The organism is Pseudothauera lacus (genome assembly GCF_003034845.1).
Taxonomy (GTDB): Bacteria; Pseudomonadota; Gammaproteobacteria; order Burkholderiales; family Rhodocyclaceae; genus Pseudothauera; species Pseudothauera lacus.
Map to the genome: position 1 here is coordinate 38915 of NZ_PZKC01000013.1, position 26896 is coordinate 65810.

Annotated in this window: 34 protein-coding genes; all 34 read right to left on the minus strand. The window is 63.2% G+C overall.

Annotation, left to right across the window (positions count from 1 at the left end):
• Window positions 1–10: 10 nt before the first annotated feature.
• On the minus strand, window positions 11–229 hold the full coding sequence (gene infA / locus C8261_RS14380; protein WP_002931617.1) for a translation initiation factor IF-1: 219 nt from the start codon (window positions 227–229) through the stop codon (window positions 11–13).
• Window positions 230–232: 3 nt separating this feature from the next.
• Window positions 233–1558, minus strand: a complete 1326-nt coding sequence (gene secY, locus C8261_RS14385; RefSeq protein ID WP_107494423.1) for a preprotein translocase subunit SecY — start codon at window positions 1556–1558, stop codon at window positions 233–235.
• 14 nt (window positions 1559–1572) lie between these two features.
• Window positions 1573–2013, minus strand: coding sequence for a 50S ribosomal protein L15 (rplO, locus tag C8261_RS14390; protein WP_107494424.1), 441 nt, complete (start codon window positions 2011–2013; stop codon window positions 1573–1575).
• Window positions 2014–2196 carry a 50S ribosomal protein L30 gene (rpmD, locus tag C8261_RS14395; RefSeq protein WP_107494425.1) on the minus strand — a complete coding sequence of 61 codons (183 nt, stop codon included), beginning with the start codon at window positions 2194–2196 and terminating at the stop codon, window positions 2014–2016.
• 3 nt (window positions 2197–2199) lie between these two features.
• Window positions 2200–2724, minus strand: coding sequence for a 30S ribosomal protein S5 (gene rpsE / locus C8261_RS14400; protein ID WP_107494426.1), 525 nt, complete (start codon window positions 2722–2724; stop codon window positions 2200–2202).
• Between the two features lie 12 nt (window positions 2725–2736).
• Window positions 2737–3090 carry a 50S ribosomal protein L18 gene (gene rplR / locus C8261_RS14405; RefSeq protein ID WP_107494427.1) on the minus strand — a complete coding sequence of 118 codons (354 nt, stop codon included), beginning with the start codon at window positions 3088–3090 and terminating at the stop codon, window positions 2737–2739.
• A 12-nt stretch (window positions 3091–3102) separates the two neighbouring features.
• Window positions 3103–3636, minus strand: coding sequence for a 50S ribosomal protein L6 (rplF, locus tag C8261_RS14410; RefSeq protein ID WP_107494428.1), 534 nt, complete (start codon window positions 3634–3636; stop codon window positions 3103–3105).
• Between the two features lie 9 nt (window positions 3637–3645).
• Entirely contained in the window at window positions 3646–4041 is a 396-nt protein-coding gene (gene rpsH, locus C8261_RS14415) for a 30S ribosomal protein S8 (RefSeq protein ID WP_107494429.1), read from the minus strand.
• Window positions 4042–4055: 14 nt separating this feature from the next.
• The gene (rpsN, locus tag C8261_RS14420) at window positions 4056–4361 is read right to left on the minus strand and encodes a 30S ribosomal protein S14 (RefSeq protein WP_107494430.1); all 306 of its coding nucleotides are present in this window, start codon (window positions 4359–4361) and stop codon (window positions 4056–4058) included.
• A gap of 7 nt (window positions 4362–4368) precedes the next feature.
• Window positions 4369–4908 (minus strand): 50S ribosomal protein L5, encoded by a 540-nt coding sequence (rplE, locus tag C8261_RS14425; protein WP_107494431.1) that lies wholly within the window; start codon window positions 4906–4908, stop codon window positions 4369–4371.
• 9 nt (window positions 4909–4917) lie between these two features.
• Window positions 4918–5235 carry a 50S ribosomal protein L24 gene (gene rplX / locus C8261_RS14430; protein ID WP_107494432.1) on the minus strand — a complete coding sequence of 106 codons (318 nt, stop codon included), beginning with the start codon at window positions 5233–5235 and terminating at the stop codon, window positions 4918–4920.
• A gap of 12 nt (window positions 5236–5247) precedes the next feature.
• Entirely contained in the window at window positions 5248–5616 is a 369-nt protein-coding gene (gene rplN, locus C8261_RS14435; RefSeq protein WP_107494433.1) for a 50S ribosomal protein L14, read from the minus strand.
• Window positions 5617–5760: 144 nt separating this feature from the next.
• Window positions 5761–6030: a 30S ribosomal protein S17 gene (rpsQ, locus tag C8261_RS14440; RefSeq protein ID WP_107494434.1), complete on the minus strand. Its 270-nt coding sequence runs from the start codon at window positions 6028–6030 to the stop codon at window positions 5761–5763.
• The gene (gene rpmC, locus C8261_RS14445; protein ID WP_107494435.1) at window positions 6027–6221 is read right to left on the minus strand and encodes a 50S ribosomal protein L29; all 195 of its coding nucleotides are present in this window, start codon (window positions 6219–6221) and stop codon (window positions 6027–6029) included. The genes rpsQ and rpmC overlap by 4 nt, the downstream gene beginning before the upstream one ends.
• 3 nt (window positions 6222–6224) lie before the next feature.
• Window positions 6225–6638 (minus strand): 50S ribosomal protein L16, encoded by a 414-nt coding sequence (rplP, locus tag C8261_RS14450; RefSeq protein ID WP_107494436.1) that lies wholly within the window; start codon window positions 6636–6638, stop codon window positions 6225–6227.
• Window positions 6638–7411: a 30S ribosomal protein S3 gene (gene rpsC / locus C8261_RS14455; RefSeq protein ID WP_107494437.1), complete on the minus strand. Its 774-nt coding sequence runs from the start codon at window positions 7409–7411 to the stop codon at window positions 6638–6640. Before rpsC ends, rplP begins: the two co-directional genes overlap by 1 nt.
• 9 nt (window positions 7412–7420) lie before the next feature.
• On the minus strand, window positions 7421–7750 hold the full coding sequence (gene rplV, locus C8261_RS14460) for a 50S ribosomal protein L22 (RefSeq protein WP_107494438.1): 330 nt from the start codon (window positions 7748–7750) through the stop codon (window positions 7421–7423).
• Between the two features lie 9 nt (window positions 7751–7759).
• Complete coding sequence (gene rpsS / locus C8261_RS14465) at window positions 7760–8035, minus strand: 30S ribosomal protein S19 (protein ID WP_107494439.1); 276 nt, start codon at window positions 8033–8035, stop codon at window positions 7760–7762.
• A 10-nt stretch (window positions 8036–8045) separates the two neighbouring features.
• On the minus strand, window positions 8046–8873 hold the full coding sequence (gene rplB, locus C8261_RS14470; RefSeq protein WP_107494440.1) for a 50S ribosomal protein L2: 828 nt from the start codon (window positions 8871–8873) through the stop codon (window positions 8046–8048).
• Window positions 8874–8879: 6 nt separating this feature from the next.
• Complete coding sequence (rplW, locus tag C8261_RS14475; protein WP_107494441.1) at window positions 8880–9185, minus strand: 50S ribosomal protein L23; 306 nt, start codon at window positions 9183–9185, stop codon at window positions 8880–8882.
• On the minus strand, window positions 9182–9802 hold the full coding sequence (gene rplD, locus C8261_RS14480) for a 50S ribosomal protein L4 (protein WP_107494442.1): 621 nt from the start codon (window positions 9800–9802) through the stop codon (window positions 9182–9184). The genes rplW and rplD overlap by 4 nt, the downstream gene beginning before the upstream one ends.
• A gap of 11 nt (window positions 9803–9813) precedes the next feature.
• Window positions 9814–10458, minus strand: a complete 645-nt coding sequence (gene rplC / locus C8261_RS14485) for a 50S ribosomal protein L3 (RefSeq protein ID WP_107494443.1) — start codon at window positions 10456–10458, stop codon at window positions 9814–9816.
• Window positions 10459–10570: 112 nt separating this feature from the next.
• Complete coding sequence (rpsJ, locus tag C8261_RS14490) at window positions 10571–10882, minus strand: 30S ribosomal protein S10 (protein WP_107494444.1); 312 nt, start codon at window positions 10880–10882, stop codon at window positions 10571–10573.
• A gap of 54 nt (window positions 10883–10936) precedes the next feature.
• Complete coding sequence (tuf, locus tag C8261_RS14495) at window positions 10937–12127, minus strand: elongation factor Tu (protein WP_107494445.1); 1191 nt, start codon at window positions 12125–12127, stop codon at window positions 10937–10939.
• 27 nt (window positions 12128–12154) lie between these two features.
• A complete protein-coding gene (gene fusA / locus C8261_RS14500) occupies window positions 12155–14254 on the minus strand; it encodes an elongation factor G (protein WP_107494446.1) in 2100 nt (699 codons plus the stop codon).
• A gap of 106 nt (window positions 14255–14360) precedes the next feature.
• On the minus strand, window positions 14361–14831 hold the full coding sequence (gene rpsG, locus C8261_RS14505; RefSeq protein WP_107494447.1) for a 30S ribosomal protein S7: 471 nt from the start codon (window positions 14829–14831) through the stop codon (window positions 14361–14363).
• Window positions 14832–14864: 33 nt separating this feature from the next.
• A complete protein-coding gene (rpsL, locus tag C8261_RS14510; RefSeq protein ID WP_107494448.1) occupies window positions 14865–15242 on the minus strand; it encodes a 30S ribosomal protein S12 in 378 nt (125 codons plus the stop codon).
• A gap of 132 nt (window positions 15243–15374) precedes the next feature.
• The gene (rpoC, locus tag C8261_RS14515; RefSeq protein ID WP_107494449.1) at window positions 15375–19589 is read right to left on the minus strand and encodes a DNA-directed RNA polymerase subunit beta'; all 4215 of its coding nucleotides are present in this window, start codon (window positions 19587–19589) and stop codon (window positions 15375–15377) included.
• A 72-nt stretch (window positions 19590–19661) separates the two neighbouring features.
• On the minus strand, window positions 19662–23795 hold the full coding sequence (rpoB, locus tag C8261_RS14520) for a DNA-directed RNA polymerase subunit beta (protein WP_107494450.1): 4134 nt from the start codon (window positions 23793–23795) through the stop codon (window positions 19662–19664).
• A gap of 182 nt (window positions 23796–23977) precedes the next feature.
• Window positions 23978–24352 carry a 50S ribosomal protein L7/L12 gene (gene rplL / locus C8261_RS14525; protein ID WP_107494451.1) on the minus strand — a complete coding sequence of 125 codons (375 nt, stop codon included), beginning with the start codon at window positions 24350–24352 and terminating at the stop codon, window positions 23978–23980.
• Between the two features lie 49 nt (window positions 24353–24401).
• Window positions 24402–24905 carry a 50S ribosomal protein L10 gene (rplJ, locus tag C8261_RS14530; protein WP_107494452.1) on the minus strand — a complete coding sequence of 168 codons (504 nt, stop codon included), beginning with the start codon at window positions 24903–24905 and terminating at the stop codon, window positions 24402–24404.
• Between the two features lie 217 nt (window positions 24906–25122).
• Entirely contained in the window at window positions 25123–25818 is a 696-nt protein-coding gene (gene rplA, locus C8261_RS14535) for a 50S ribosomal protein L1 (protein ID WP_107494453.1), read from the minus strand.
• Between the two features lie 2 nt (window positions 25819–25820).
• Window positions 25821–26252, minus strand: a complete 432-nt coding sequence (gene rplK / locus C8261_RS14540; RefSeq protein ID WP_107494454.1) for a 50S ribosomal protein L11 — start codon at window positions 26250–26252, stop codon at window positions 25821–25823.
• Window positions 26253–26362: 110 nt separating this feature from the next.
• The gene (nusG, locus tag C8261_RS14545; protein ID WP_107494455.1) at window positions 26363–26896 is read right to left on the minus strand and encodes a transcription termination/antitermination protein NusG; all 534 of its coding nucleotides are present in this window, start codon (window positions 26894–26896) and stop codon (window positions 26363–26365) included.

The following is a 26896-nucleotide window of genomic DNA, read 5'->3' on the forward strand; positions in this document are numbered from 1 at the left end:
GTTTCTATAATCACTTGGTCCGGAACACGATCCGGCCCTTGGTCAGGTCATACGGCGTCAGTTGCACGGTGACCTTGTCGCCCGGAAGGATGCGGATGTAGTGCATGCGCATCTTGCCGGAGATGTGTCCGAGGACCATGTGCCCGTTTTCGAGCCTGACGCGGAACGTCGCGTTGGGGAGGTTCTCGGTCACCTCGCCCTGCATCTCGATTACATCTTCCTTCGCCATCGCTTACCTGAGCGGAAGACCCGCACCCTTGAAGTTGGCTTTCTTCAGCAGGCTTTCGTACTGATGGGACATCACGTAAGACTGCACCTGCACCATGAAGTCCATGGTCACCACGACGATGATCAGCAGCGAGGTTCCACCGAAATAGAACGGCACGTTCCACTTCAGGATCAGGAACTCCGGCAGCAGACACACCAGCGTGATGTACACCGCCCCGGCCAGCGTCAGCCTGGTGAGGATGCGGTCGATGTAACGTGCAGTCTGATCACCGGGCCGGATACCCGGCACGAACGCCCCACTCTTCTTCAGGTTGTCCGCGGTATCGCGGGCGTTGAACACCAGTGCGGTGTAGAAGAAGCAGAAGAACACGATCGCTGCAGCGTACAGCATCACGTAGATCGGTTGCCCCGGCGACAGCGTCGAGGCGATGTCACGCAGCCAGTACATGCCTTCCGAAGCACCGAACCACTGCCCCAGCGTCGCCGGGAAGAGGATGATGCTCGACGCGAAGATCGGCGGGATGACGCCCGACATGTTGAGCTTCAGCGGCAGGTGCGAAGCCTGACCACCGTACACCTTGTTGCCCACCTGACGCTTGGCGTAATTGACCAGGATCTTGCGCTGACCCCGCTCGACGAACACCACGAACGCAGTCACCAGCACCACCAGCACGCAGATGAACAGGGCCGTAAAGGGATGCATCGCACCGGTACGGACCAGCTCGAACAGACCGCCGATGGCACTCGGCAGACCCGCCACGATACCGGCGAAGATGATCAGCGAGATGCCGTTGCCGATACCGCGCTCGGTGATCTGCTCGCCCAGCCACATCAGGAACATGGTCCCGGTGACGAGGGTGGCGACGGTCACGAAGCGGAACATCAGGCCGGGATCGAGCACCAGACCGGGCTGTCCTTCCAGCGCGATGGCCATCCCCAGCGACTGCGCAAAGGCAAGCAGGAGCGTGCCGTAGCGGGTGTACTGGGTGATCTTGCGGCGACCGGCTTCACCTTCCTTCTTCAGTTGCTCGAGCGCAGGCACCGCCACCGTCATCAGCTGCATGATGATCGATGCCGAGATGTACGGCATGATCCCCAGCGCGAAGATGGTGAAACGCGACAGCGCACCGCCCGAGAACAGGTTGAAGACCCCGAGGATGCCGCCGGCCTGCGACTGGAACAGTTCGGCGAGGCGCTCGGGATCGATTCCGGGCACGGGAATGTGCGCGCCGATGCGGTAGACGATCAGCGCTCCCAGCAGGAACAGGATGCGCCGCTTGAGGTCACCGAAGCGACCGGCGTTTCCCACGGTGGCGGACGGATTGGCCACTGCCTTCCCCTGCCTTACTCGGCAACCGCGACGGAACCGCCGGCGGCCTCGATGGCAGCCTTGGCACCCTTGGTCGCGCCCACGCCACGCAGGTTCACCTTGCGGGTGATCTTGCCGGAGAGGATGACCTTGGCGGACAGCGCATCAGCGGCGACGATACCGGCCTGCATGAGGACCAGCAGATCGACGTCATCGACGGGCAGCTTGTCGAGTTCGGACAGACGCACTTCGGCGTTGCGGGCACGGGTCAGGGACACGAAGCCACGCTTCGGCAGACGGCGCTGCAGCGGCATCTGACCGCCTTCGAAACCGGTCTTGTGGAAGCCGCCGGAGCGGGACTTCTGGCCCTTGTGGCCGCGACCGCAGGTCTTGCCCAGGCCGCTGCCGATGCCACGACCGACGCGCTTGGCCGGCGACTTGGAGCCGGCACCGGGTTTAATGTCATTCAGCCGCATTTAAGCCTCGCACTTCACCAGGTAGGACACCTTGTTGATCATGCCGCGCACTTCGGGCGTGTCCTGCAGTTCGACGGTGTGATTCAGTCGACGCAGGCCCAGGCCGCGAACCGTGGCGCGATGGGACTGTTTGGTACCGATCACGCTCTTCACCAGCGTGACCTTGAGTTTCTTGTCGGACATCGCTTACCCCAGGATCTCTTCGACAGTCTTGCCACGCTTGGCGGCGATCACTGCCGGGGTGTTGACGGCCAGCAGGCCGTTGATGGTCGCACGCACGACGTTGTACGGATTGGTCGAACCGATGCACTTGCAGATGATGTCGGTCACGCCCATCACCTCGAACACCGCGCGCATCGGGCCGCCGGCGATGATGCCGGTACCGCCGGGGGCGGGCTGCATCAGCACTTCGGCCGCGCCGTGCTTGCCGATCACGGTGTGCTGCAGGGTGCCGTCGCGCAGCGGGATCTTGACCAGCTTGCGGCGGGCCTCGTCCATCGCCTTCTGCACGGCCACCGGCACTTCACGGGACTTGCCCTTGCCCATGCCGATGCCGCCGTCGCCATCACCGACCACGGTCAGCGCGGCAAAGCCGAGGATACGACCACCCTTCACAACCTTGGTCACGCGATTGATCGCGACCATCTTCTCGCGCAGGCCGTCGTCGCGCTCCTCGGAGGCCTGCGGGCGTTTGGTTTGCTGCTTAGCCATTCGAATCCTCGCTTAGAACTTCAGACCGCCTTCACGGGCAGCCTCGGCCAGCGCCTTCACGCGACCGTGATACAGGAAGCCCGAGCGGTCGAACGCGACCTGCTCGATCCCGGCAGCCTTGGCGCGTTCGGCAATCAGCTTGCCGACCACTTCCGCTGCCTGCTTGTTGCCGCCGTTCGGCACCTGGGCACGCACTTCGGCTTCCACGGTGGAAGCGGCAGCGAGCACGCGGGAGCCGCAGCCCGAGATGATCTGGGCGTAGATGTGGCTGTTGGAACGGAACACGGCCAGGCGCACCGCCTTCAGCTCCGCAATCTTGGCGCGGGTTTTACGCGCACGGCGAAGACGAACTTGTTTTTTGTCCATGACGAACCGCCCTTACTTCTTCTTGGTTTCCTTGAGCACCACCACTTCGTCCGAATAACGGACGCCCTTGCCCTTGTAGGGTTCGGGAGCGCGGTAGGCCCGCACCTCGGCCGCGACCTGGCCGACCTGCTGCTTGTCGACGCCCTTGATCACGATCTCGGTCTGCGAGGGGGTTTCAACGGTCACGCCGGCGGGCATCTGGTGCGCCACGGGGTGGGAGAAACCCAGCGAGAGATTCAGCTTGTCGCCCTGAGCCTGGGCACGGTAGCCGACGCCTACCAGGGTCAGCTTGCGCTCGAAACCCTTGGACACGCCGGTAACCATGTTGGCCAGCAGGGCACGCATGGTGCCGGACATCGCGCGGGCGTTTTCCACCCCCTCACGTGCCTTGCACACCAGCGCGTCACCTTCGCGCTCGACGCTGACAGCAGCGTGAGCCGGGCGGCTGAGCGTACCCAGCGGACCCTTGACGGTGATTTGTGCTGCGTTGATGGTGACCTCGACGCCCTGCGGGATGGCCACCGGATTCTTAGCTACACGAGACATGGCACCCCCTTAAGCGACGACGCAGATCACTTCGCCACCGACGCGACTGGCGCGTGCGGCACGATCGGTCATCACACCCTTGGGCGTGGACACAATGGCCACACCCAGTCCATTCATGACGCGCGGCAGATCGTCACTACCCTTGTACACACGCAGGCCGGGACGGCTGACGCGTTCGATGCGTTCGATGACCGGGCGACCGGCGTAGTACTTGAGCGCGACGTCGAGCTGCGCCTTGCCGTCGCTGTCGCGCACGGAAAAGTCGTCGATGTAACCCTCGTCCTTGAGCACACGGGCAATCGCCACCTTGAGCTTGGAGGACGGCATGCTCACCGCGGGCTTCTGGGCCTGCTGGGCATTGCGGATGCGGGTCAGCATATCGGCGATGGGATCGGACATACTCATCTTTTGATCTCTCCTTACCAGCTCGCCTTGGTCATGCCAGGCACTTCGCCGCGGAAGGCAATTTCACGCAGCTTGTTGCGGCACAGGCCGAACTTGCGATACACACCACGCGGACGGCCGGTGAGGCTGCAGCGGTTGCGGGTACGCGTAGGATTGGCGTTGCGGGGCAGCTGCTGCAGTTGCAGACGGGCGGCCATGCGCTCTTCCTCGGACAACTTGGAATCGTTGATCTGGGCGACCAGAGCGGCGCGCTTGGCAGCGAACTTCGCCACCAGCTTGCGGCGCTTCTCTTCGCGGTTGATCAGAGCCAGTTTTGCCATATCACCCTCAATTCTTGAACGGGAACTTGAACGCGGCCAGCAGCGCACGCGCTTCCTGGTCGGTCTTCGCCGTCGTCGTGATGCTGATGTTCATCCCGCGCAGCGCATCGATCTTGTCGTACTCGATTTCCGGGAAGATGATCTGTTCCTTGACGCCGAGGTTGTAGTTGCCACGACCGTCGAAACCCTTCGCGGCAATACCGCGGAAGTCACGCACGCGCGGCAGCGCCACGGTTACCAGGCGATCGAAGAACTCGTACATTTGCGGACCACGCAGGGTCACCATGCAGCCGATCGGATAGCCATCACGGATCTTGAAGCCGGCGATGGACTTGCGCGCCTTGGTGGCAACCGGCTTCTGGCCGGCGATCTTGGTCATGTCGCCAATGGCGTTTTCCAGGATCTTCTTGTCACCGACCGCCTCGCCAACACCCATGTTGAGGGTGATCTTGGTGATGCGCGGCACTTCCATGACGGACTTGTAACCGAACTGCTTGAGCAACTCAGGCACGACCGTCTCTTTGTAGAACTCTTGCAAGCGAGCCATTGTTACTCCTTACGCGTCCACGAGCTCGCCGTTCGACTTGAAGAAGCGCGCCTTGCGGCCATCTTCAAGCACCTTGATCCCGACGCGATCGCCCTTCTGGGCCGCGGGATTGAACAGCGCGACGTTCGAAACATGGATGGGCATCTCCTTCTCGACGATGCCACCCACCTCACCCTTCATCGGATTCGGACGGACATGCTTCTTCACGCGATTGACGCCTTCAACGACCACACGCTCGTCATCCACGCGACGCAGCACGGTACCGCGACGACCGCGATCCTTGCCGGCCAGCACGACCACTTCATCACCCTTGCGGATCTTGTTCATCTCGTCGACTCCTCAGAGCACTTCCGGCGCCAGCGAGACGATCTTCATGAACCGCTCGGTGCGCAGCTCGCGAGTAACCGGCCCGAAGATACGGGTGCCGATCGGCTCGAGCTTGTTGTTCAGCAGAACGGCGGCATTGCCGTCGAACTTGATCAGGGAACCATCGGGGCGGCGCACACCCTTGGCGGTGCGGACCACCACGGCGTTATAGACGTCACCCTTCTTGACCCGCCCACGCGGAGCAGCATCCTTCACGGTGACCTTGATGATGTCGCCCACGCCGGCGTAGCGGCGCTTCGAACCACCGAGGACCTTGATGCACATCACCGAACGCGCACCGGTGTTGTCGGCGACGTCCAGCCTGGATTGCATTTGAATCATGAGTTAAATCTCCAACTTATCCCGCGCTGCGGTCAGTCTTGGAACCCGTACGGGTAGAAGCCCCGGACGAGATCCGGAGCAAAGACGAAAAGTATAACAGCTTGGCAAGAGCTTGCCAAGCTGTTCATACCAAAACATCAAAGCTCAGATGACGCGCGCCTTTTCCAGAACTCGCGTGACCTTCCAGGTCTTGGTGCGGGAGATCGGACGGCACTCCTCGATCTCCACCAGATCACCCGCCGCCGCACCACCGTCTTCGACGTGGGCGTGGTACTTGGCCGAACGGGTGATGATCTTGCCGTACAGCGGGTGCTTCACACGACGCTCCACCAGGACGGTGACCGTCTTCTGCATCTTGTCGCTCACCACACGGCCAACGACCGCACGGCGAACCTTTGCGCTTTCTTCACTCATTGCTGACCTGCCTTTTCACGCAGAACGGTCCGCACGCGCGCGATGTCGCGACGCACCTTCCCGAGTTGGCTCGTATTGCTCAGCTGCTGGGTTGCCAGTTGCATGCGCAGCGAAAACTGCGCCTTCAGCAGCTCGAGCAATTCCTGATTCAATTCACCTGCGCTCTTGGCGCGGAGATCACTCGCATTCATGCCTTACCCCACTTGGCGCGTAACGAACACGGTATCGATCGGAAGCTTGGCGGCGGCGAGCCGGAAAGCTTCACGGGCGAGCGCTTCGTCCACACCGTCCATTTCGTACAGCACCTTGCCGGGCTGGATCTCAGCAACCCAGTACTCGGGGTTGCCCTTGCCGTTACCCATACGGACTTCGGCAGGCTTCCTGGAGATCGGCTTGTCCGGGAAGACGCGGATCCAGATGCGACCGCCACGCTTGATGTGACGGGTCATCGCACGACGCGCAGATTCGATCTGGCGGGCAGTCAGGCGCCCACGGCCGGTGGCCTTCAGGCCCCATTCACCGAAGCTGACCTTCGCACCGCGAGTGGCCAGACCGGTGTTGCGACCTTTCTGCTCCTTACGATACTTCCTTCTCGTCGGCTGCAGCATCATTCACTCCTGCTTTCTTCTTGACGGCCGGCGCCATCACGACGGCCGCCACGACGCGCCGGACGGCCCTCGTCGTTGCGCGGCGCGCCACGACGACCGCGGCGGTTGTCTGCTTCCGGCTCGGCGGCCACGGGCTGCTCGTTGCGACCGAGCTGGTCACCCTTGTAGACCCACACCTTGATGCCGATGATGCCGTAGGTGGTCTTGGCTTCGGAGACGCCGTAGTCGATGTTGGCGCGCAGGGTGTGCAGCGGCACACGGCCTTCGCGATACCACTCGGTACGGGCGATCTCGGCGCCGTTGAGGCGGCCTGCGCTCATGATCTTGATGCCCTGGGCACCGAGGCGCATGGCGTTCTGCATCGCACGCTTCATCGCACGGCGGAACATGATGCGCTTCTCGAGCTGCTGGGCGATCGAATCGGCGATCAGCTTGGCATCGATCTCGGGCTTGCGGACTTCCTCGATGTTCACATGCACGGGCACGCCGACGATCTTCTGCAGCTCGCGCTTGAGCAGCTCGATGTCCTCGCCCTTCTTGCCGATCACCACACCCGGGCGGGCGCTGTACAGGGTGATGCGGGCATTCTTGGCCGGACGCTCGATGACCACACGGCCAACGGAGGCGTGCGCCAGGCGCTTCTTGAGGAAATCACGGACCTTCAGGTCTTCCGCAAGCATGCGCGAGAAATCGCGCTTCGGCGCAAACCAGCGGGAACCCCAGTCACGCGTGACCGCGAGGCGGAATCCGGTCGGATGAATTTTCTGACCCATACTTACTCCTTATTCCCCGACGGTCACGTAGACGTGACAAGTAGGCTTGAGGATGCGGTTGCCGCGGCCCTTGGCGCGCGCGGTGAAGCGCTTCAGCGACATGCCTTCCTCGACGTAGATGGTCTTCACCTTGAGGGTGTCGATGTCGGCACCGTCGTTGTGCTCGGCATTGGCGATCGCGGACTCGACCACCTTGCGGATGATCTTGGCACCGCGCTTCGGCGAGAAGGCGAGAATGTTGAGCGCCTGATCAACCGGCTTGCCCCGGACGAGATCGGCGACCAGACGGCCCTTTTGGGCCGACAGGCGAACCCCGCGGAGAATGGCTCTGGTTTCCATAGTGACTCCTTACCTCTTCGCCTTCTTGCTGGCGGCGTGACCCTTGAAGGTGCGGGTCAGCGCGAATTCGCCGAGCTTGTGGCCAACCATGTTCTCCGAGACGAAGACCGGGATGTGCAGGCGGCCGTTATGCACCGCGATCGTCAGGCCGACGAAGTCGGGCAGGATCGTGGAACGGCGCGACCAGGTCTTGATCGGGCGCTTGTCGTTGCTGTTGCGTACGGCGTCCACCTTCTTCAGCAGGTGCGCGTCGACGAACGGGCCTTTCTTGATAGAACGAGACATCTCTTACCCCTTAACGCTTGTGCCGACGCTGCACGATCATGGAATCGCTGCGCTTGTTGCGGCGCGTGCGATAGCCCTTGGCGGGCTGACCCCACGGGCTGCGCGGCACGCCGCCTTCGCCGGTACGGCCTTCGCCGCCACCGTGCGGGTGATCGACCGGGTTCATCGCCACGCCGCGAACGGTCGGGCGGATGCCACGCCAGCGATTGGCGCCGGCCTTGCCGATCTTGCGCAGGCCATGCTCGCCGTTGCCGACTTCGCCGATGGTGGCGCGGCACTCGACATGCACGCGGCGGATTTCACCGGAGCGCAGACGCAGCTGGGCGTACAGGCCTTCGCGGGCCAGCAGCTGCACGGAAGTGCCGGCAGCGCGGGCGAGCTGGGCACCCTTGCCGGGCAGCATCTCGACGCAGTGAATGGTCGAACCCACCGGGATGTTGCGGATCGGCAGGGCGTTGCCGGCCTTGATCGGCGCCTCGGAACCGGAGACGACCTGCTGGCCGACTTCCAGACCCTTGGGGGCGATGATGTAGCGGCGCTCACCGTCGGCATAGCACAGCAGGGCGATATGCGCGGAACGGTTGGGGTCGTACTCGATGCGCTCGACCTTGGCGACGATGCCGTCCTTGTTGCGACGGAAATCGACCAGGCGGTAGTGCTGCTTGTGACCACCACCCTGGTGACGCACGGTGATGCGACCGGAATTGTTACGGCCGGCATTCTTGCTCTGGCTTTCCACCAGGCCAGCGTACGGACGACCCTTGTAGAGGGTGTCGTTCACCACCTTGACCATGGCGCGACGGCCAGCGGAGGTGGGCTTCAGTTTAACCAGTGCCATGACTTATCACTCCCCAGCCACAAAGTTGATTTCCTGGCCGGGCTTGAGGCAGACGAAAGCCTTCTTCCAGTCCTTGCGGCGGCCCATCATCTTGCCGAAACGCTTGACCTTGCCCTTCACGTTCAGGATCTGCACCGACTTGACCTCGACCTTGAAGAGTGCCTCGACGGCAGCCTTCACTTCGGGCTTGGTTGCATCGGAGGCGACCTTGAACACCACCTGCTCGTTCTTGTCGGCGACGAAAGTCGCCTTTTCGGAGATCTGCGGGGCGAGCAGCACCTGCAGCAGACGCTCCTGGCTGATTGCGCTCATTGCCACGCTTCCTCCATCTTGGCCAGCGCAGCCTTGGTGACCAGCACCTTGGCGAAACGCACCAGCGACACGGGATCGGCTTCCTGGACTTCCAGCACCAGCACGTCGTGCAGGTTGCGGGCCGACAGGAAGAGGTTCTCGTCGAGCTCGTCAGTGATGACCAGCACGGAATCCAGCCCCATGCCCTTGAGCTTCTGGGTCAGCAGCTTGGTCTTCGGCGCCTCGACGCTGAAGTTCTCGACGACCGCCAGACGGTCTTCGCGAGCCAGCTGCGAGAGGATCGACGCCACGCCGGCGCGATACATCTTGCGATTGACCTTCTGCGAGAAGTTCTCGTCAGGGGAGTTCGGGAAAATGCGACCACCCCCACGCCACAGCGGGCTGGAAGCCATACCGGCGCGCGCACGCCCGGTGCCTTTCTGGCGCCACGGCTTGCGGGTCGACTTGGCCACGTCGGAACGGCCCTTCTGGGCACGGTTGCCGGAACGGGCATTGGCCATGTAGGCGGTGACCACCTGGTGCACCAGCGCCTCGTTGTAGTCACGCCCGAACAGGACATCGGATGCCTGCAGCGTGGCCGAGGGCTGACCCTGGTCATTCAGTAGTTTCAGTTCCATTACGCCCTCGCTCAGTTACCGGCCTTGACCGCCGGGCGGACGATCACGTCGCCACCCTTGGAGCCCGGCACCGCACCCTTGACCAGCAGCAGCTGACGCTCGGCATCGACGCGAACCACTTCGAGGTTCTGCGTGGTGCGCGTGACGTTGCCGTACTGACCCGCCATCCGCTTGCCAGGGAAAACCCGGCCCGGATCCTGCGCCATGCCGATGGAGCCCGGCGCGTTGTGCGAGATCGAGTTACCGTGCGAAGCGCGGTTGGAGCTGAAGTTGTGACGCTTGATGGAGCCGCTGAAGCCCTTGCCGATCGAGGTACCGGTGATATCCACCTTCTGCCCGACCGCAAAGAGGTCGACACCGATCACGTCGCCGGCCTTGAGGCTGGCAAGCTGAGCGGCTTCGACGCGGAATTCCTTGAGCACGTGACCGGCTTCGACGCCGGCCTTGGCGAGATGACCGGCGAGCGGCTTACTGACGCGGCTCGCACGGCGCTTGCCGAAAGTCACCTGAACGGCGGAATAACCATCCACCTCAGATGTCTTGATCTGGGTCACGCGATTGTTGGACACGTCCAGCACCGTCACCGGGATGGAACGACCATCCTCGGCAAAGACGCGAGTCATGCCAACCTTGCGACCTACAAGGCCTAGACTCATTTTCTTCTCCTGATCCCCGGTTACGATTGACCGGGCCCTAACGAACAATTGCACCAATAGGCGCAAAGGCCGGATTATACCGGCCTTTTCCTTGATCCCGCAAGTATGGTACTTACTGGAGCTTGATTTCGACGTCCACGCCAGCCGGCAGATCCAGCTTCATCAGCGCATCCACGGTCTTGTCAGTGGGATCGATGATGTCCATCAGACGTTGATGGGTGCGGATTTCCATCTGGTCGCGCGAGGCCTTGTTGACGTGCGGCGAACGCAGCAGGTCGAAACGCTCGATGCGGGTCGGCAGCGGCACGGGACCGCGCACCACCGCGCCGGTGCGCTTGGCGGTGTCGACGATTTCGAGCGCGGACTGATCGATCAGGCGATAGTCGAAGGCCTTCAGGCGGATGCGGATTTTCTGGCTTTGCATGGCTTGTTTTCCAAAGAGCGAGGGCGCGGCACGATGCCGCGCCCGGACAGGGAATTACTCGATGATCTTGGCAACCACACCGGCGCCGACGGTACGACCGCCTTCGCGGATGGCGAAACGCAGACCTTCTTCCATGGCGATCGGGCAGATCAGCTTCACGGTGATCGACACGTTGTCACCCGGCATGACCATCTCGGTGCCTTCCGGCAGGGAGATCGAACCGGTCACGTCGGTGGTACGGAAGTAGAACTGCGGACGGTAGTTGTTGAAGAACGGGGTGTGACGACCGCCCTCTTCCTTCGACAGCACGTAGATCTCGCCGGTGAAGTGGGTGTGCGGGGTGATGGAACCCGGCTTGCACAGCACCTGGCCACGCTCGACGTCTTCACGCTTGGTGCCGCGCAGCAGCACGCCGACGTTGTCGCCCGCCTGACCCTGGTCGAGCAGCTTGCGGAACATTTCCACGCCGGTGCAGGTGGTCTTGACCGTGGCCTTGATGCCGACAATCTCGATTTCCTCACCAACCTTGACGATGCCGCGCTCGACACGGCCGGTCACCACGGTGCCGCGGCCGGAGATCGAGAACACGTCTTCGATCGGCAGCAGGAAGGGCTTGTCGATGGCACGTTCCGGGGTCGGGATGTAGGAGTCCAGCGCAGCGGCCAGCTCCAGGATCGCCGGTTCGCCGATCGGCGACTGGTCGCCTTCGAGCGCCTTCAGCGCGGAACCCTTGACGATGGGAATGTCGTCGCCCGGGAAGTCGTACTTGGAGAGCAGCTCGCGCACTTCCATCTCGACCAGCTCGAGCAGCTCTTCGTCGTCAACCATGTCGCACTTGTTCAGGAAGACGATGATGTAGGGCACGCCGACCTGGCGGGCCAGCAGGATGTGCTCGCGGGTCTGCGGCATCGGGCCGTCAGCGGCCGAGCACACCAGGATCGCGCCGTCCATCTGCGCCGCACCGGTAATCATGTTCTTCACGTAGTCGGCGTGACCCGGGCAGTCCACGTGGGCGTAGTGACGGGTTTCGGTCTCGTACTCGACGTGCGCGGTGTTGATGGTGATGCCGCGCGCCTTCTCTTCGGGCGCCGCGTCGATCTGGTCGTAGGCCTTCGCTTCACCGCCGAACTTCTTCGACAGAATGGTGGTGATCGCCGCGGTCAGCGTCGTCTTACCATGGTCAACGTGGCCGATCGTGCCAACGTTTACGTGCGGCTTGGTGCGCTCGAATTTACCTTTAGCCATGAGTATGTTCCTTGTCGATGCAGGTGCTTACTTGCGATTGTTGATGACCGCTTCGGCGACGCTCTTCGGCGCCTCGGCGTAGTGCTTGAATTCCATCGAGTAGGTCGCGCGACCCTGGGTCAGCGAACGCAGCGAGGTCGCGTAGCCGAACATCTCGGCCAGCGGCACTTCGGCCTTCACTTCCTTCATGCCGCCGGGGATGTCGTCCATGCCCTGGACGATGCCGCGACGGCCGGAGAGATCGCCCATGACGTTGCCCATGTAGTCTTCCGGCGTTTCCACCACCACCGCCATCATCGGCTCCAGCAGCACCGGGCTGGCGCGGCGCATGGCTTCCTTGAAGGCCATCGAACCGGCCATCTTGAAGGCGTTTTCGTTGGAGTCGACGTCGTGGTAGGAACCGAACTGCAGGGTAACCTTCACGTCCACCACCGGGAAGCCGGCGAGCACGCCGTTCGGCAGGGTGTCCTGAATACCCTTGTCCACCGCGGGGATGTATTCGCGCGGCACCACACCACCCTTGATGGCATCGACAAACTCGTAGCCCTTGCCCTGCTCGGACGGCTCGAGGTTGATGACCACGTGGCCGTACTGGCCGCGACCGCCGGACTGCTTGACGAACTTGCCTTCGACGTCGGTCACCGCCTTGCGGATGGTTTCGCGGTAGGCCACCTGCGGCGCGCCGACGTTGGCTTCGACGTTGAACTCGCGCTTCATGCGGTCGACGATGATCTCGAGGTGCAGTTCGCCCATGCCGGAGATGATGGTCTGGCCGGATTCCTCGTCGGTGCGCACGCGGAAGGACGGATCCTCGGCCGCCAGGCGGGACAGGGCGATACCCATCTTTTCCTGGTCGCTCTTGGTCTTCGGCTCGACGGCGACGTGAATCACCGGATCCGGGAAGACCATGCGCTCGAGGATGATCGGCGCGCTCGGGTCGCACAGGGTCTCACCGGTGGTAACTTCCTTGAGGCCGACCACGGCGGCGATGTCGCCGGCGAGCACTTCCTTGATTTCCTGGCGCTCGTTGGCGTGCATCTGCAGGATGCGGCCGATGCGCTCCTTCTTGTTCTTGACCGAGTTGAGGACGGTGGAGCCGGACTCGAGCACGCCGGAATACACGCGCACAAAGGTCAGCTGGCCAACGAAGGGGTCAGTCATCAGCTTGAACGCCAGGGCGGAGAACTTCTCGCCATCCTCGGCCTTGCGCGAAACTTCCTTCTCATCCTCATCCGTACCCTGCACCGGCGGAATATCGACCGGCGACGGCAGGAAGTCGATGACCGCGTCGAGCATGCGCTGCACGCCCTTGTTCTTGAACGCAGTACCGCACAGCATCGGCTGGATCTCGCAGGCGATGGTGCGCAGGCGCAGGCCGAGACGGACCTTGTCTTCGGACAGGTCACCGTTCTCAAGGTACTCGTTCATCAGGTCTTCGGAGGCCTCGGCAGCCGCTTCGACCATCTGCTCGCGCCAGCTCTCGGCATCGGCCTGCAACTCGGCAGGGATGTCACGGTAGTCGAACTTCATGCCCTGGGAAGCCTCGTCCCAGATGATAGCCTTCATCTTGATCAGGTCGACCACGCCGGCGAAGTGCTCTTCGGCACCGATGGGGATGACCACCGGGACGGGATTCGCCTTCAGGCGGGTCTTCATCTGCTCGACGACCTTGAAGAAGTTGGCGCCGGAGCGGTCCATCTTGTTCACGAAGGCCAGACGCGGCACCTTGTACTTGGTAGCCTGGCGCCACACCGTTTCGGACTGCGGCTGCACGCCACCCACAGCGCAGTAGACCATGCAGGCACCGTCAAGCACACGCATGGAGCGCTCGACTTCGATGGTGAAGTCGACGTGCCCCGGAGTGTCGATGATGTTGAAGCGGTGCTCGGGATAGTTCATCTCCATCCCTTTCCAGAAGCAGGTAGTGGCCGCCGAGGTGATGGTAATGCCACGCTCCTGCTCCTGCGCCATCCAGTCCATGGTGGCGGCGCCATCATGCACTTCGCCAATCTTGTGATTGACGCCAGTGTAGAAAAGGATGCGCTCGGTGGTGGTGGTCTTGCCGGCGTCAATGTGAGCGGAGATACCGATGTTGCGGTAGCGCTCGATAGGAGTCTTGCGGGCCACGGTTTATTCCTGTCTATCCGGATCGCGCTGCGGCGCGAGGGTTGAACTGATGCGTTACAAAACAATCGAGCCCTTTGCAGGGCTCGAATCACTACCGGCGAAAGGATCAGAACCGGTAGTGGGAGAATGCCTTGTTTGCCTCGGCCATGCGGTGAACTTCTTCGCGCTTCTTCATCGCCGAACCGCGACCTTCAGCCGCCTCCATCAACTCGCCAGCCAGGCGCTGGGCCATGGACTTTTCGGCGCGCTTGCGCGCCGCCTCACGCAGCCAGCGCATCGACAGCGCCATGCGGCGGGAGGGACGAACCTCGACCGGAACCTGGTAGTTGGCACCACCGACACGGCGGCTCTTGACCTCGACCACCGGCTTGACGTTGGCAACCGCGGCGGAGAAGACCTCCAGCGGATCCTTGCCGGACTTGCTGCTGATCTGCTCCAGCGCGCCATAGACGATGCGCTCGGCGACCGACTTCTTGCCGGCCTGCATGATCACGTTGATGAACTTGGAAACATCCTGCGAGCCGAACTTGGGATCGGCGAGGATTTCACGCTTGGGTACTTCGCGGCGACGCGGCATAACGACCTCTGCTTATTATCTTGAGCCGAACAATCAGGCTTTCTTCGGACGCTTGGCGCCATACTTCGAGCGCGACTGCTTCCGGTCCTTGACACCCTGCAGGTCGAGGGAGCCACGCACGATGTGATAGCGCACACCCGGCAAATCCTTGACACGACCGCCGCGGATCAGCACAACGGAGTGTTCCTGCAGGTTGTGGCCTTCGCCACCGATGTAGGAAATGACCTCGAAACCGTTGGTCAGACGCACCTTGGCAACCTTACGAAGCGCGGAGTTCGGCTTCTTCGGCGTGGTGGTGTAGACCCGGGTGCACACCCCACGCTTCTGGGGGCACGCTTCGAGCGCCGGCACCTTGCTCTTGGTGACGGCCATTTGCCGCGGCTTGCGGACGAGCTGATTGATTGTTGGCATAGCTTGAGAATTTCCCAAAAAACCGAGGCAGCCACATCGGGCCGCCTCGGGCGGATTATTCCGGCTGAGACTGACTACGATTGGTCAGTCCACAAAAAGAGGCCGGAGTTTAATTCAAACACTGAACTTCCGTCAACTGGCTTCGACATCCTGGGTCTCCGCCGCGGTTTCCACCACTGCGTCCCAGGCATGTTCGATACCGAGATCGGTACCCGCTTCCTGCGCCTTGCGGTTGCGGTGGTAAGCGAGACCGGTACCGGCAGGGATCAGGCGACCAACGATGACGTTCTCCTTGAGGCCGCGCAGTTCATCGCGCTTGCCCATGATCGCGGCTTCGGTCAGCACCCGGGTGGTTTCCTGGAAGGACGCCGCTGAGATGAAGGAGTCGGTCGACAGCGAAGCCTTGGTGATGCCCAGCAGCACGTTCTCGTAGCTTGCCGGCAGCTTGCCTTCGGCCTCCATGCGATCGTTCTCGTCCAGCACCTCGGAGCGCTCGACCTGCTCCTCGCGGATGAACTTGGTATCGCCCGGATCGGTGATCACCACGCGACGCAGCATCTGACGAACGATCACCTCGATGTGCTTGTCGTTGATCTTCACGCCCTGCAGGCGGTACACGTCCTGCACCTCGTCGATGATGTAGTGCGCGAGCGCCTCGATGCCCTGCAGACGCAGGATGTCGTGCGGATCGGCGGGACCATCGACGATCAGTTCGCCCTTGTTCACCACCTGGCCGTCGTGCACCATCAGGTGCTTGTCCTTCGGGATCAGGAACTCGTGCACGGTGCCGTCGAGCTCGGTGATCACCAGGCGCTGCTTGCCCTTGGTGTCCTTGCCGAAGGAAACGGTGCCGGTGTACTCGGCGAGCATGCCGGCATCCTTCGGCGCACGCGCCTCGAACAGCTCCGCGACGCGCGGCAGACCGCCGGTAATGTCGCGGGTCTTGGCCGATTCCTGGGGGATGCGGGCGAGCACGTCACCGACGCCGACCTGCTGGCCATCCTTCACGGTGATCAGCGAGCCGACCTGGAAGGTGATGGCCACGGCGTGCTCGGTGCCGGCAATGCGCACTTCCTCGCCGCTGTCGTCGAAGAGCTTGACCTGCGGACGCACGCCCTTCGCGGTGGACGAGCTGGAGCGGCGCTTGGCGTCGATCACGACGAGGGTGGACAGGCCGGTGACGTCGTCGATCTGCTTGGCGACGGTGACCCCTTCCTCGACGTTCTCGAACTTCACCGTACCGGCGTACTCGGTGATGATCGGACGGGTGTGAGGATCCCAGCTGGCAAGCTTGGTGCCGGCCTTGATCGCCATGCCGTCGTCGACCATCAGGGTCGCGCCGTAGGGCAGCTTGTGACGCTCGCGCTCGCGACCCATCTCATCGGCGACGACGAGCTCGGCGGAGCGTGCAATGACGATCTTCTCGCCCTTGACGTTGGAGACATAGCGCATGTTGCCGGCAAAGCGGATGGTGCCGGCGGACTTCGCCTCGACACCGCTCGCGGAGGCCGAACGCGAAGCCGCACCACCAACGTGGAAGGTCCGCATGGTGAGCTGGGTACCCGGCTCGCCGATCGACTGCGCAGCGATCACGCCGACTGCCTCACCGGCATTGACCATCGAACCGCGGCCGAGGTCGCGCCCGTAGCACTTGGCGCACAGGCCGTAGCGCGTTTCGCAGGTCAGCGGGGTGCGCACCTTGACCTCGTCGATGCCGATGCTCTCGATCATATCGACAGCATCCTCGTCGAGCATGGTGCCGGCCTCGATGAGGGTCTCCTGGGTATCGGGATTGACCACGTCATCGGTACACACGCGGCCGAGGATACGGTCGCGCAGCGGCTCGACGACTTCGCCACCCTCGATCAGGGCCTTCATCACGAAGCCTTCGCGGGTGCCGCAATCGTCCTCGATGACCACCAGATCCTGGGTCACATCGACCAGACGGCGGGTCAGGTAGCCGGAGTTCGCGGTCTTCAGCGCCGTATCCGCGAGACCCTTACGGGCGCCGTGGGTGGAGATGAAGTACTGCAGAACGTTGAGGCCTTCACGGAAGTTGGTGGTGATCGGCGTCTCGATGATGGAGCCGTCCGGCTTCGCCATCAGGCCACGCATGCCGGCGAGCTGGCGGATCTGCGCGGCGGAGCCGCGGGCGCCGGAGTCGGCCATCATGTAGATGGAGTTGAAGGACTCCTGCTTGGCCGGCTTGCCGTCGCGATCGACGACGTCGTCGTGGCCGAGCTGGTCCATCATCGCCTTGGCGACCTGGTCGCCGCAGCGCCCCCAGATATCCACGACCTTGTTGTAGCGCTCGCCGTCGGTGACCAGACCGGAGGTGTACTGGTTGGCGATCTCCTTGACCTCGTGCTCGGCGGCGCGGATCAGATCGTCCTTCTGCGTCGGCACGAGCATGTCCTTGACGGCGATGGAGATGCCGGCACGGGTCGCCAGGGCGTAGCCGAACTGCATCAGCTTGTCGGCGAAGATCACCGTGTTGCGCAGGCCGCAGCGACGGAAGGAGGCGTTGATGAGCCTGGAGATTTCCTTCTTCTTGAGCGGCTTGTCCATCACGCTGAAGGGCAGGCCGGGGGGCAGGATCTCCGACAGGATGGCACGGCCCGCGGTGGTGTCGTAGCGGGTGATCTTCTCGCGGTGTTCGCCGTCGGCGCCGACCTCGATCTCCCTCAGGCGCACCGAAATGCGCGCGTGCAGGGTGATCTGCTTGGAGTCGTAGGCACGCTTGACCTCGCTGACGTCGGTGAAGATCATGCCTTCGCCGGGGGCGTTGATGGCCTCGCGGGTAGCGTAGTACAGGCCCAGCACGATGTCCTGCGAGGGGACGATGATGGGCTCGCCGTTGGCCGGCGACAGGACGTTGTTGGAGGCCAGCATGAGGGTGCGGGCTTCCATCTGCGCTTCCAGCGACAGCGGCACGTGAACGGCCATCTGGTCACCGTCGAAGTCGGCGTTGAAGGCCACGCAGACCAGGGGGTGAAGCTGGATGGCCTTGCCTTCGATCAGCACCGGCTCGAAGGCCTGGATGCCGAGGCGGTGCAGGGTCGGGGCGCGGTTGAGCATCACCGGATGCTCGCGGATCACCTCTTCGAGGATGTCCCACACCACCGGCTCCTGGCTCTCCACCATCTTCTTGGCCTGCTTGATGGTGGTCGCCAGACCCATCAGTTCGAGCTTGTTGAAGATGAAGGGCTTGAACAGCTCCAGCGCCATCAGCTTGGGCAGGCCGCACTGGTGCAGCTTGAGCTGCGGGCCGACGACGATGACCGAACGGCCCGAGTAGTCGACGCGCTTGCCGAGCAGGTTCTGGCGGAAGCGGCCGCCCTTGCCCTTGATCATGTCGGCCAGCGACTTCAGCGGACGCTTGTTGGCGCCAGTCATGGCCTTGCCGCGGCGGCCGTTGTCGAGCAGCGAGTCGACGGCTTCCTGCAGCATGCGCTTTTCGTTGCGCACGATGATCTCGGGGGCCTTGAGCTCCAGCAGGCGCTTCAGGCGGTTGTTACGGTTGATCACCCGACGGTAGAGGTCGTTGAGGTCCGAGGTGGCGAAACGGCCGCCGTCCAGCGGCACCAGCGGACGCAGGTCGGGCGGCAGCACCGGCAGCACTTCGAGGATCATCCACTCGGGCTTGATGCCGGAGGTCTGGAAGGCCTCGAGCACCTTCAGGCGCTTGGAGAACTTCTTGATCTTGGCTTCCGAGCCGGTGGTTTCGAGTTCGCCGCGCAGCTTCTCGATCTCGAGGTTGACGTCGAGCGTGCGCAGCAGCTCGCGGATGCCTTCGGCGCCCATCACGGCGTCGAAGTCGTCACCGTACTCCTCGACCTTGGCGAGGTAGTCGTCCTCGGTGAGCAGTTGCGCGCGGTTGAGCGGGGTCATGCCCGGCTCGACGACCACGAAGGCTTCGAAGTAGAGTACGCGTTCGATGTCGCGCAGGGTCATGTCGAGCACCATGCCGAGACGGCTCGGCAGGCTCTTCAGGAACCAGATGTGGGCAACCGGCGAGGCCAGCTCGATGTGGCCCATGCGCTCGCGGCGCACCTTCGACAGGGTCACCTCGACGCCGCACTTCTCGCAGATCACGCCGCGGTGCTTGAGGCGCTTGTACTTGCCGCACAGGCACTCGTAGTCCTTCACCGGGCCAAAGATCTTGGCGCAGAACAGGCCGTCGCGCTCCGGCTTGAAGGTACGGTAGTTGATGGTTTCGGGTTTCTTGACTTCCCCGTACGACCACGACCGGACCTTGTCGGGGGAGGCCAGGCCGATGGTGATCGCGTCGAACTCTTCCTCGTTCGGCAGGGTTTGCTTGAACAGGTCAGCGAGCAAGCTCTTCATCTAATTCTCCAGCGAGGAGTTTGGCCGCGGGGCAGCAGGGGGATATCCCCCGCCACCACCGCGGCCGGATTCTCAGTAGCGGTCCAGGTCGATGTCGATCGCCAGGGAGCGGATTTCCTTCACCAGCACGTTGAAGGACTCCGGCATGCCGGCGTCGATCTTGTGCTCACCCTTGACGATGTTCTCGTACACCTTGGTCCGGCCGGTGACGTCATCGGACTTCACCGTCAGCATCTCCTGCAGGGTGTAGGCAGCGCCATACGCTTCCAGCGCCCACACTTCCATTTCACCGAAACGCTGGCCGCCGAACTGCGCCTTGCCGCCCAGCGGCTGCTGGGTGACCAGCGAGTACGGGCCGGTGGAACGCGCGTGCATCTTGTCATCGACGAGGTGGTGCAGCTTCAGCACGTGCTTGTAACCCACCGTCACCTTGCGCTCGAACGCCTCGCCGGTACGGCCGTCGTACAGCGTCACCTGGCCGCCGTCGGGCAGACCGGCGAGCTCCAGCATGCGGGCGATCTCTTCCTCGTGAGCGCCGTCGAACACCGGCGAGGCAAAGGGCACGCCCTTGACCAGATTGGACGCCAGTTCGATGACTTCGTTGTCGTTGAAGGCGGAAATTTCTTCCGGCTTGCCGGTCTCGTTGTAGATCTGCTCGAGCAGCCCGCGCACTTCCTTGGCCGCGGCATTGGCGCGCAGCATGCGGTCGATCTTGTTGCCAAGGCCCTTCGCCGCCCAGCCGAGGTGGGTTTCGAGGATCTGTCCGATGTTCATCCGCGACGGCACGCCGAGCGGGTTGAGGACGATGTCGACCGGGCTGCCGTCTTCCATGTACGGCATGTCCTCGACCGGCACGATGCGCGACACCACACCCTTGTTGCCGTGGCGGCCGGCCATCTTGTCGCCGGGCTGCAGGCGGCGCTTGACGGCGAGGTAGACCTTGACCATCTTCTGCACGCCCGGGGGCAGCTCGTCGCCCTGGGTGAGCTTCTTCTTCTTGATCTCGAAGGCACTGTCGAAGTCCTTGCGGGTCTTCTCCAGACCTTCACGCACCGCTTCGAGCTGGGCTGCGAGCTCTTCGTCGGCCATGCGGATGTCGAACCAGTGATAGAACTCGAGCTGGTCGAGGTAGGCGTCGCTGATCGCGGTGCCCTTGGCGAGCTTCTTCGGACCGCCATTGGCCTTCTGGCCGACGATGAGACGGCGCAGACGGGCGAAGGCATCGCGCTCGACGATGCGCATCTGGTCGGCGAGGTCCATCTTGAAGCTGCGCAGCATGTCGTCGATGATCGACTGGGCACGCTTGTCGCGCTCGATACCCTCGCGGGTGAACACCTGCACGTCGATGACGGTGCCGACCATGCCGGCAGGCACGCGCAGCGAGGTGTCCTTCACGTCGGAAGCCTTCTCGCCGAAGATCGCGCGCAGCAGCTTCTCTTCCGGGGTGAGCTGGGTTTCGCCCTTCGGCGTGACCTTGCCGACCAGCACGTCACCGGCGTCAACTTCGGCGCCGATGTAGACGATGCCCGATTCGTCCAGGCGGGACAGTTGGGCTTCGCCCAGCGAGGCGATGTCGCGGGTGATTTCCTCGGGTCCGAGCTTGGTGTCGCGGGCGACGACGGTGAGCTCCTCGATGTGAATCGAGGTGAAGCGGTCTTCGGCGACGACGCGTTCGGAGATCAGGATGGAGTCTTCGAAGTTGTAGCCGTTCCACGGCATGAACGCCACCAGCATGTTCTGGCCGAGCGCCAGTTCGCCGAGGTCGGTGGAGGCGCCGTCGGCCACCACGTCGCCCTTGGCGATGACGTCGCCGACCTTGACGATGGGGCGCTGGTTGATGTTGGTGTTCTGGTTGGAACGCGAATACTTGATCAGGTTGTAGATATCCACACCGACCTGACCGGCTTCGTTCTCGGCGTCATTGACGCGCACGACGATACGGGCCGAATCGACGTAGTCCACCACCCCGCCACGCAGGGCCTGCACCGCAGTACCCGAGTCGACGGCAACGGTGCGCTCGATGCCGGTGCCGACCAGCGGCTTCTCCGGGCGCAGGCAGGGCACCGCCTGGCGCTGCATGTTGGCGCCCATCAGCGCGCGGTTGGCGTCGTCGTGCTCAAGGAAGGGAATCAGCGAGGCCGCCACCGAGACGATCTGACCCGGCGCCACGTCCATGTACTGGACCTGGTCGGCAGTCGCCAGGGTGAACTCACCCTTGTGGCGGCAGGACACCAGCTCACCGGCCAGCGAACCGTCGGCGGCGATTTCGGCATTGGCCTGGGCGATGACGTACTGGCCTTCCTCGATGGCGGAGAGGAAGTCGATCTGCTCGGTGACCTTGCCGTCCTCGACCTTGCGGTAGGGGGTTTCAAGGAAGCCGTGGCGGTTGGTGCGTGCATACACCGCCAGCGAGTTGATCAGACCGATGTTCGGACCTTCCGGAGTCTCGATCGGGCACACGCGGCCGTAGTGCGTCGGGTGCACGTCGCGGACCTCGAAGCCGGCGCGTTCGCGCGTCAGACCGCCCGGGCCAAGGGCCGAAACACGGCGCTTGTGGGTGATCTCGGAGAGCGGGTTGGTCTGGTCCATGAACTGGGAGAGCTGGCTGGAGCCAAAGAACTCCTTGATCGCGGCCGAGATGGGCTTGGCGTTGATCAGGTCATGGGGCATCAGGTTGTCGGACTCGGCCTGGCTCAGGCGTTCCTTGACGGCGCGCTCGACGCGGACGAGGCCGGCGCGGAACTGGTTCTCGGCCAGTTCGCCGACCGAACGCACGCGGCGGTTGCCGAGGTGATCGATGTCGTCGATGTCGCCGCGACCGTTGCGCAGCTCGACGAGCACGCCGATGACGGCGAGGATGTCCTCGTTGGAGAGCGTGCTGGGACCTTCTTCACCACGGGCACCGACGGTTTCGTAGAAGCGCTTCAGCCAGCCCGGAGCCTTGTCGTCGATCTTCTCGGGATAGGCGCGGCGGTTGAACTTCATGCGCCCGACCGACGACAGGTCGTAGCGCTCCTCGGCGTAGAAGAGGCCCTGGAAGAGCGCTTCGACGGCGTCCTCGGTGGGCGGTTCGCCCGGACGCATCATGCGGTAGATGGCGACCTTCGCCGCCCACTGGTCGGCGGTCTCGTCAATGCGCAGCGTCGACGAGATGTAGGCACCGCGATCGAGGTCGTTGACGTACAGGGTCTGGATGTCGCTGATCCCGGCTTCGCGCAGGCGGGCGAGCAGCTCTTCGGTGATCTCGTCGTTGGCACGGGCGACCAGTTCGCCGGTCTCGGCGTCGACGACGTTGCGCGCCAGCACGCGACCGAGGAGGAAGTCCTCGGGAACGGGCATGCGGGTGACGCCGGCCTGCTCCAGTTCGCGGATGTGCTTGGCGGTGATGCGCTTGTCGCGCGCGACAATCAGCTTGCCGCTCGGATCGGTGATGTCGAAGCGTGCCACTTCACCGCGCAGGCGGTCGGGCACGAGGGTGAAATCGACCGCTTCGGCGGAGAGATGGAAATCGTCGAAGTCGTGGAAGGTCTCGAGGATCTCTTCCGGCGACATGCCGATGGCACGCAGCAGGATGGTCGCCGGCATCTTGCGACGGCGGTCGACGCGGAAGTACAGGTAGTCCTTCGGGTCGAACTCGAAGTCCAGCCAGGAGCCGCGGTAGGGAATGATGCGCGCGGAGAACAGCAGCTTGCCCGAGGAGTGGGTCTTGCCGCGGTCGTGCTCGAAGAACACGCCCGGGGAACGGTGCAGCTGGGAGACGATGACGCGCTCGGTACCGTTGATGACGAAGGAACCGGTGGTGGTCATGAGCGGAATCTCGCCCATGTACACTTCCTGTTCCTTGACCTCCTTGATGGTCTCCTTGGGCGCTTCGCGGTCCATGATCACCAGACGCACGCGCGCGCGCAGCGGCGACGCGAAGGTCAGGCCGCGCTGCTGGCACTCCTTCACGTCGAAGGCGGGCTCGCCGAGCATGTACTGGACGAATTCCAGACGGGCATTGCCGCTGTGGCTGGAAATCGGGAAGATGGACGTAAACGCGGCCTGCAAGCCCTGGTTCACGCGCGTTTCCGGCGGCGTTTCAGCCTGCAGGAAGGCGGCGAAGGACTCGATCTGGGTGGCGAGCAGGAAAGGCGCGTCCAGCACGGCTGCGCGCTTGGCGAAGCTCTTGCGGATACGCTTCTTTTCGGTGTAGGAATACGCCATGGATGCTCCGGGTAGAGGTCAGACGTCGAACAGACAAAACAGCTGCAGAATACGGCGCCCCGCATGTCCCTTTCGGCACCGCGTGCAGCCGGCCGGGACGCTGTATTCTGGCTTCCTGCAAGCAGAAAGCACGAAAGGGCCGGCGCCCGAAACGAGCGCCAGCCCCATGGCAAGGCCGGGTATTACTTGATCTCGACCTTCGCGCCGGCGTCTTCGAGCTGCTTCTTGAGCGCTTCGGCGTCGGCCTTGGCGATACCTTCCTTGACAGCCTTCGGGGCGCCGTCGACGACGTCCTTGGCTTCCTTCAGGCCCAGGCCGGTGGCGGCACGGACGACCTTGATGACTTCAACCTTCTTGTCGCCAGCGGCGGTCAGGATGACGTCGAACTCGGTCTTCTCTTCGGCGGCGGGAGCGGCAGCGCCGGCACCCGGGGCAGCCACGGCCATCGCCGCGGCGGAGACGCCGAACTTCTCTTCGAACGCCTTGACCAGGTCGTTCAGTTCCATGACGGTCATCGCGCCAACGGCTTCGAGGATGTCTTCTTTGCTGATTGCCATTTCAAATCACTCCAAAATCGAACTTATCTGAAAACTGTAGTGGTGTCGCTCAGGCAGCGGCGCCTTCTTCCTCGCGCTTCTTGGCGAGGGCCGCGAGGGTGCACGCAAAGCCGGAAACCGGCGCCTGCATGACGCCCAGCAGCTTGGCGAGCAGCTCTTCGCGACTGAGGATCGAAGCCAGCGCCTTGACGCCATCGGCGTCGAGCACCTTGCCGGCATACGAACCGGCCTTGACCACCAGCTTGGGATTGCCCTTGGCGAATTCGTTGAGCACCTTGGCGGCGGCAACCGGATCTTCCGACACGCTGTAGATCAGCGGACCCACGAGCTGGTCGGCGAGACCGGCAAACGGGGTGTCGGCGATTGCACGACGCACCAGGGTGTTCTTCAGCACGCGCAGATAAACGCCAGATTCGCGGGCCTTGGCACGCAGCACGGTGAGATCGCCCACCGCAATGCCGCGATACTCGGCCACCGCGATGGTCTGGGCGTTGGCTACCTGTGCCGACACCTCTGCCACTACGGCTTTCTTGTCATCGAGATTGAGACCCACAGGCCTTTCCTCCTTTCAAGTCCACACACGGATCGCGAAACACGATCCGCACCCACGGCGACCTGGATCAGGAGCGCGGTCGCGAACGACCAGAATCCTGTCTGGGCACACCGTCTGCGCAGGCCACCAAGTGCTTAAGCGGGTTTCCCCACACCTGCGGTCTTTGACGATCCGCGCGCTACCGTGGCGGCGCGCGGCCCAAAGTTCTTGTTGCGTCTCAGGCGGAGACGCTGCCCGGCTCGACGCGCACACCGGCACCCATGGTGCTGGAGAGCGCGATCTTGCGCAGGTAGACACCCTTGGAGGCGGCCGGCTTGGCCTTCACCAGGGCCTCGACCAGGGCACTGAAGTTCTGCTGCAGCGCTTCGTCGGAGAACGAAGCACGGCCGATGGTGGCATGGATGATGCCAGCCTTGTCGGTACGGTACTGGACCTGACCGGCCTTGGCGTTCTTCACCGCGGTGGTGACGTCCATGGTCACGGTGCCGACCTTGGGGTTCGGCATCAGGCCGCGCGGGCCGAGGATCTGGCCGAGCTGGCCGACCACGCGCATGGCGTCAGGGGTGGCGATACACAGGTCGAAGTCGATGTTGCCGGCCTTCACCTGCTCGGCGAGATCGTCGAAACCGACCACATCGGCACCGGCCGCACGCGCGGCTTCGGCCTTGTCGCCCTGGGCGAAGACGGCCACGCGGACGGTCTTGCCGGTACCGGCGGGAAGCACCACGGAACCACGCACGACCTGATCGGACTTGCGTGCATCAACGCCGAGGTTGACGGAGACGTCGATGGATTCGTCGAACTTGGCGGTTGCGCACTGCTTCACCAGGCTGAGCGCTTCGGCCAGCGGGTAGGTGCGATTGCGGTCAACCTTGGCACGCAGGCCCTGAACGCGCTTGGAAAGCTTTGCCATGATCACAGCCCCTCCACGGTGATGCCCATGCTGCGGGCCGAGCCGGCGATGGTACGCACCGCGGCTTCGAGGTCTGCAGCAGTCAGATCCTTCATCTTGGTCTTGGCGATTTCCTCGACCTGCTCACGGGTGATCGAGCCGACCTTGTCGGTGTGCGGCTTCGGCGAACCCTTCTGGACCTTGGCCGCCTTCTTGATCAGCACCGAGGCCGGCGGGGTCTTCATGATGAAGGTGAAGCTCTTGTCGGCGAAGGCGGTGATCACCACCGGAATCGGCAGACCCGGCTCCAGACCCTGGGTCTGGGCATTGAAGGCCTTGCAGAATTCCATGATGTTCAGACCACGCTGACCGAGCGCGGGACCGATCGGGGGGCTGGGGTTGGCCTTGCCGGCCGGAACCTGCAGCTTGATGTAGCCGATGATTTTCTTTGCCATTGCGGCATGCTCCTGTTATGAGTGCAAACGCGCCGGACAGGCCGACGCTCCTCGCTTACCCGCCAGAGGCGGCTTGACACCGGCGGGCGCCGCAGCGCCCGCCATCACGCTCAGGTCTTCTCGACCTGGGCAAAATCCAGTTCCACCGGAGTGGCGCGACCGAAGATGGTCACCGACACCCGCAGCTTGCTCTTTTCGTAGTTGACGTCCTCGACGGCACCATGGAAGTCGGTAAACGGACCTTCCTTGACGCGCACGACCTCGCCGGTCTCGAACAGCACCTTGGGACGGGGCTTTTCGACCCCTTCCTGCATCTGGTGCATGATCTTGTCGACCTCCTTCTCGGAGATCGGCGTCGGCTTGGTGGCGGTACCACCGACGAAACCGGTGACCTTCGGCGTCGACTTCACCAGATGCCAGCTCTCGTCGTTCATTTCCATCTCGACGAGCACGTAGCCGGGGAAGAACTTGCGCTCGGAGATGCTCTTCTGGCCGCCCTTCATCTCCACGACTTCCTCGACCGGCACCAGTACCTGACCGAACAGGTCCTGCATGCCGGCGCGGTTGATGCGGTCAAGCAAGGCCCGCTGAACGGACTTCTCGAACCCGGAGTAGGCGTGCACCACGTACCAGCGCTTCGTCAT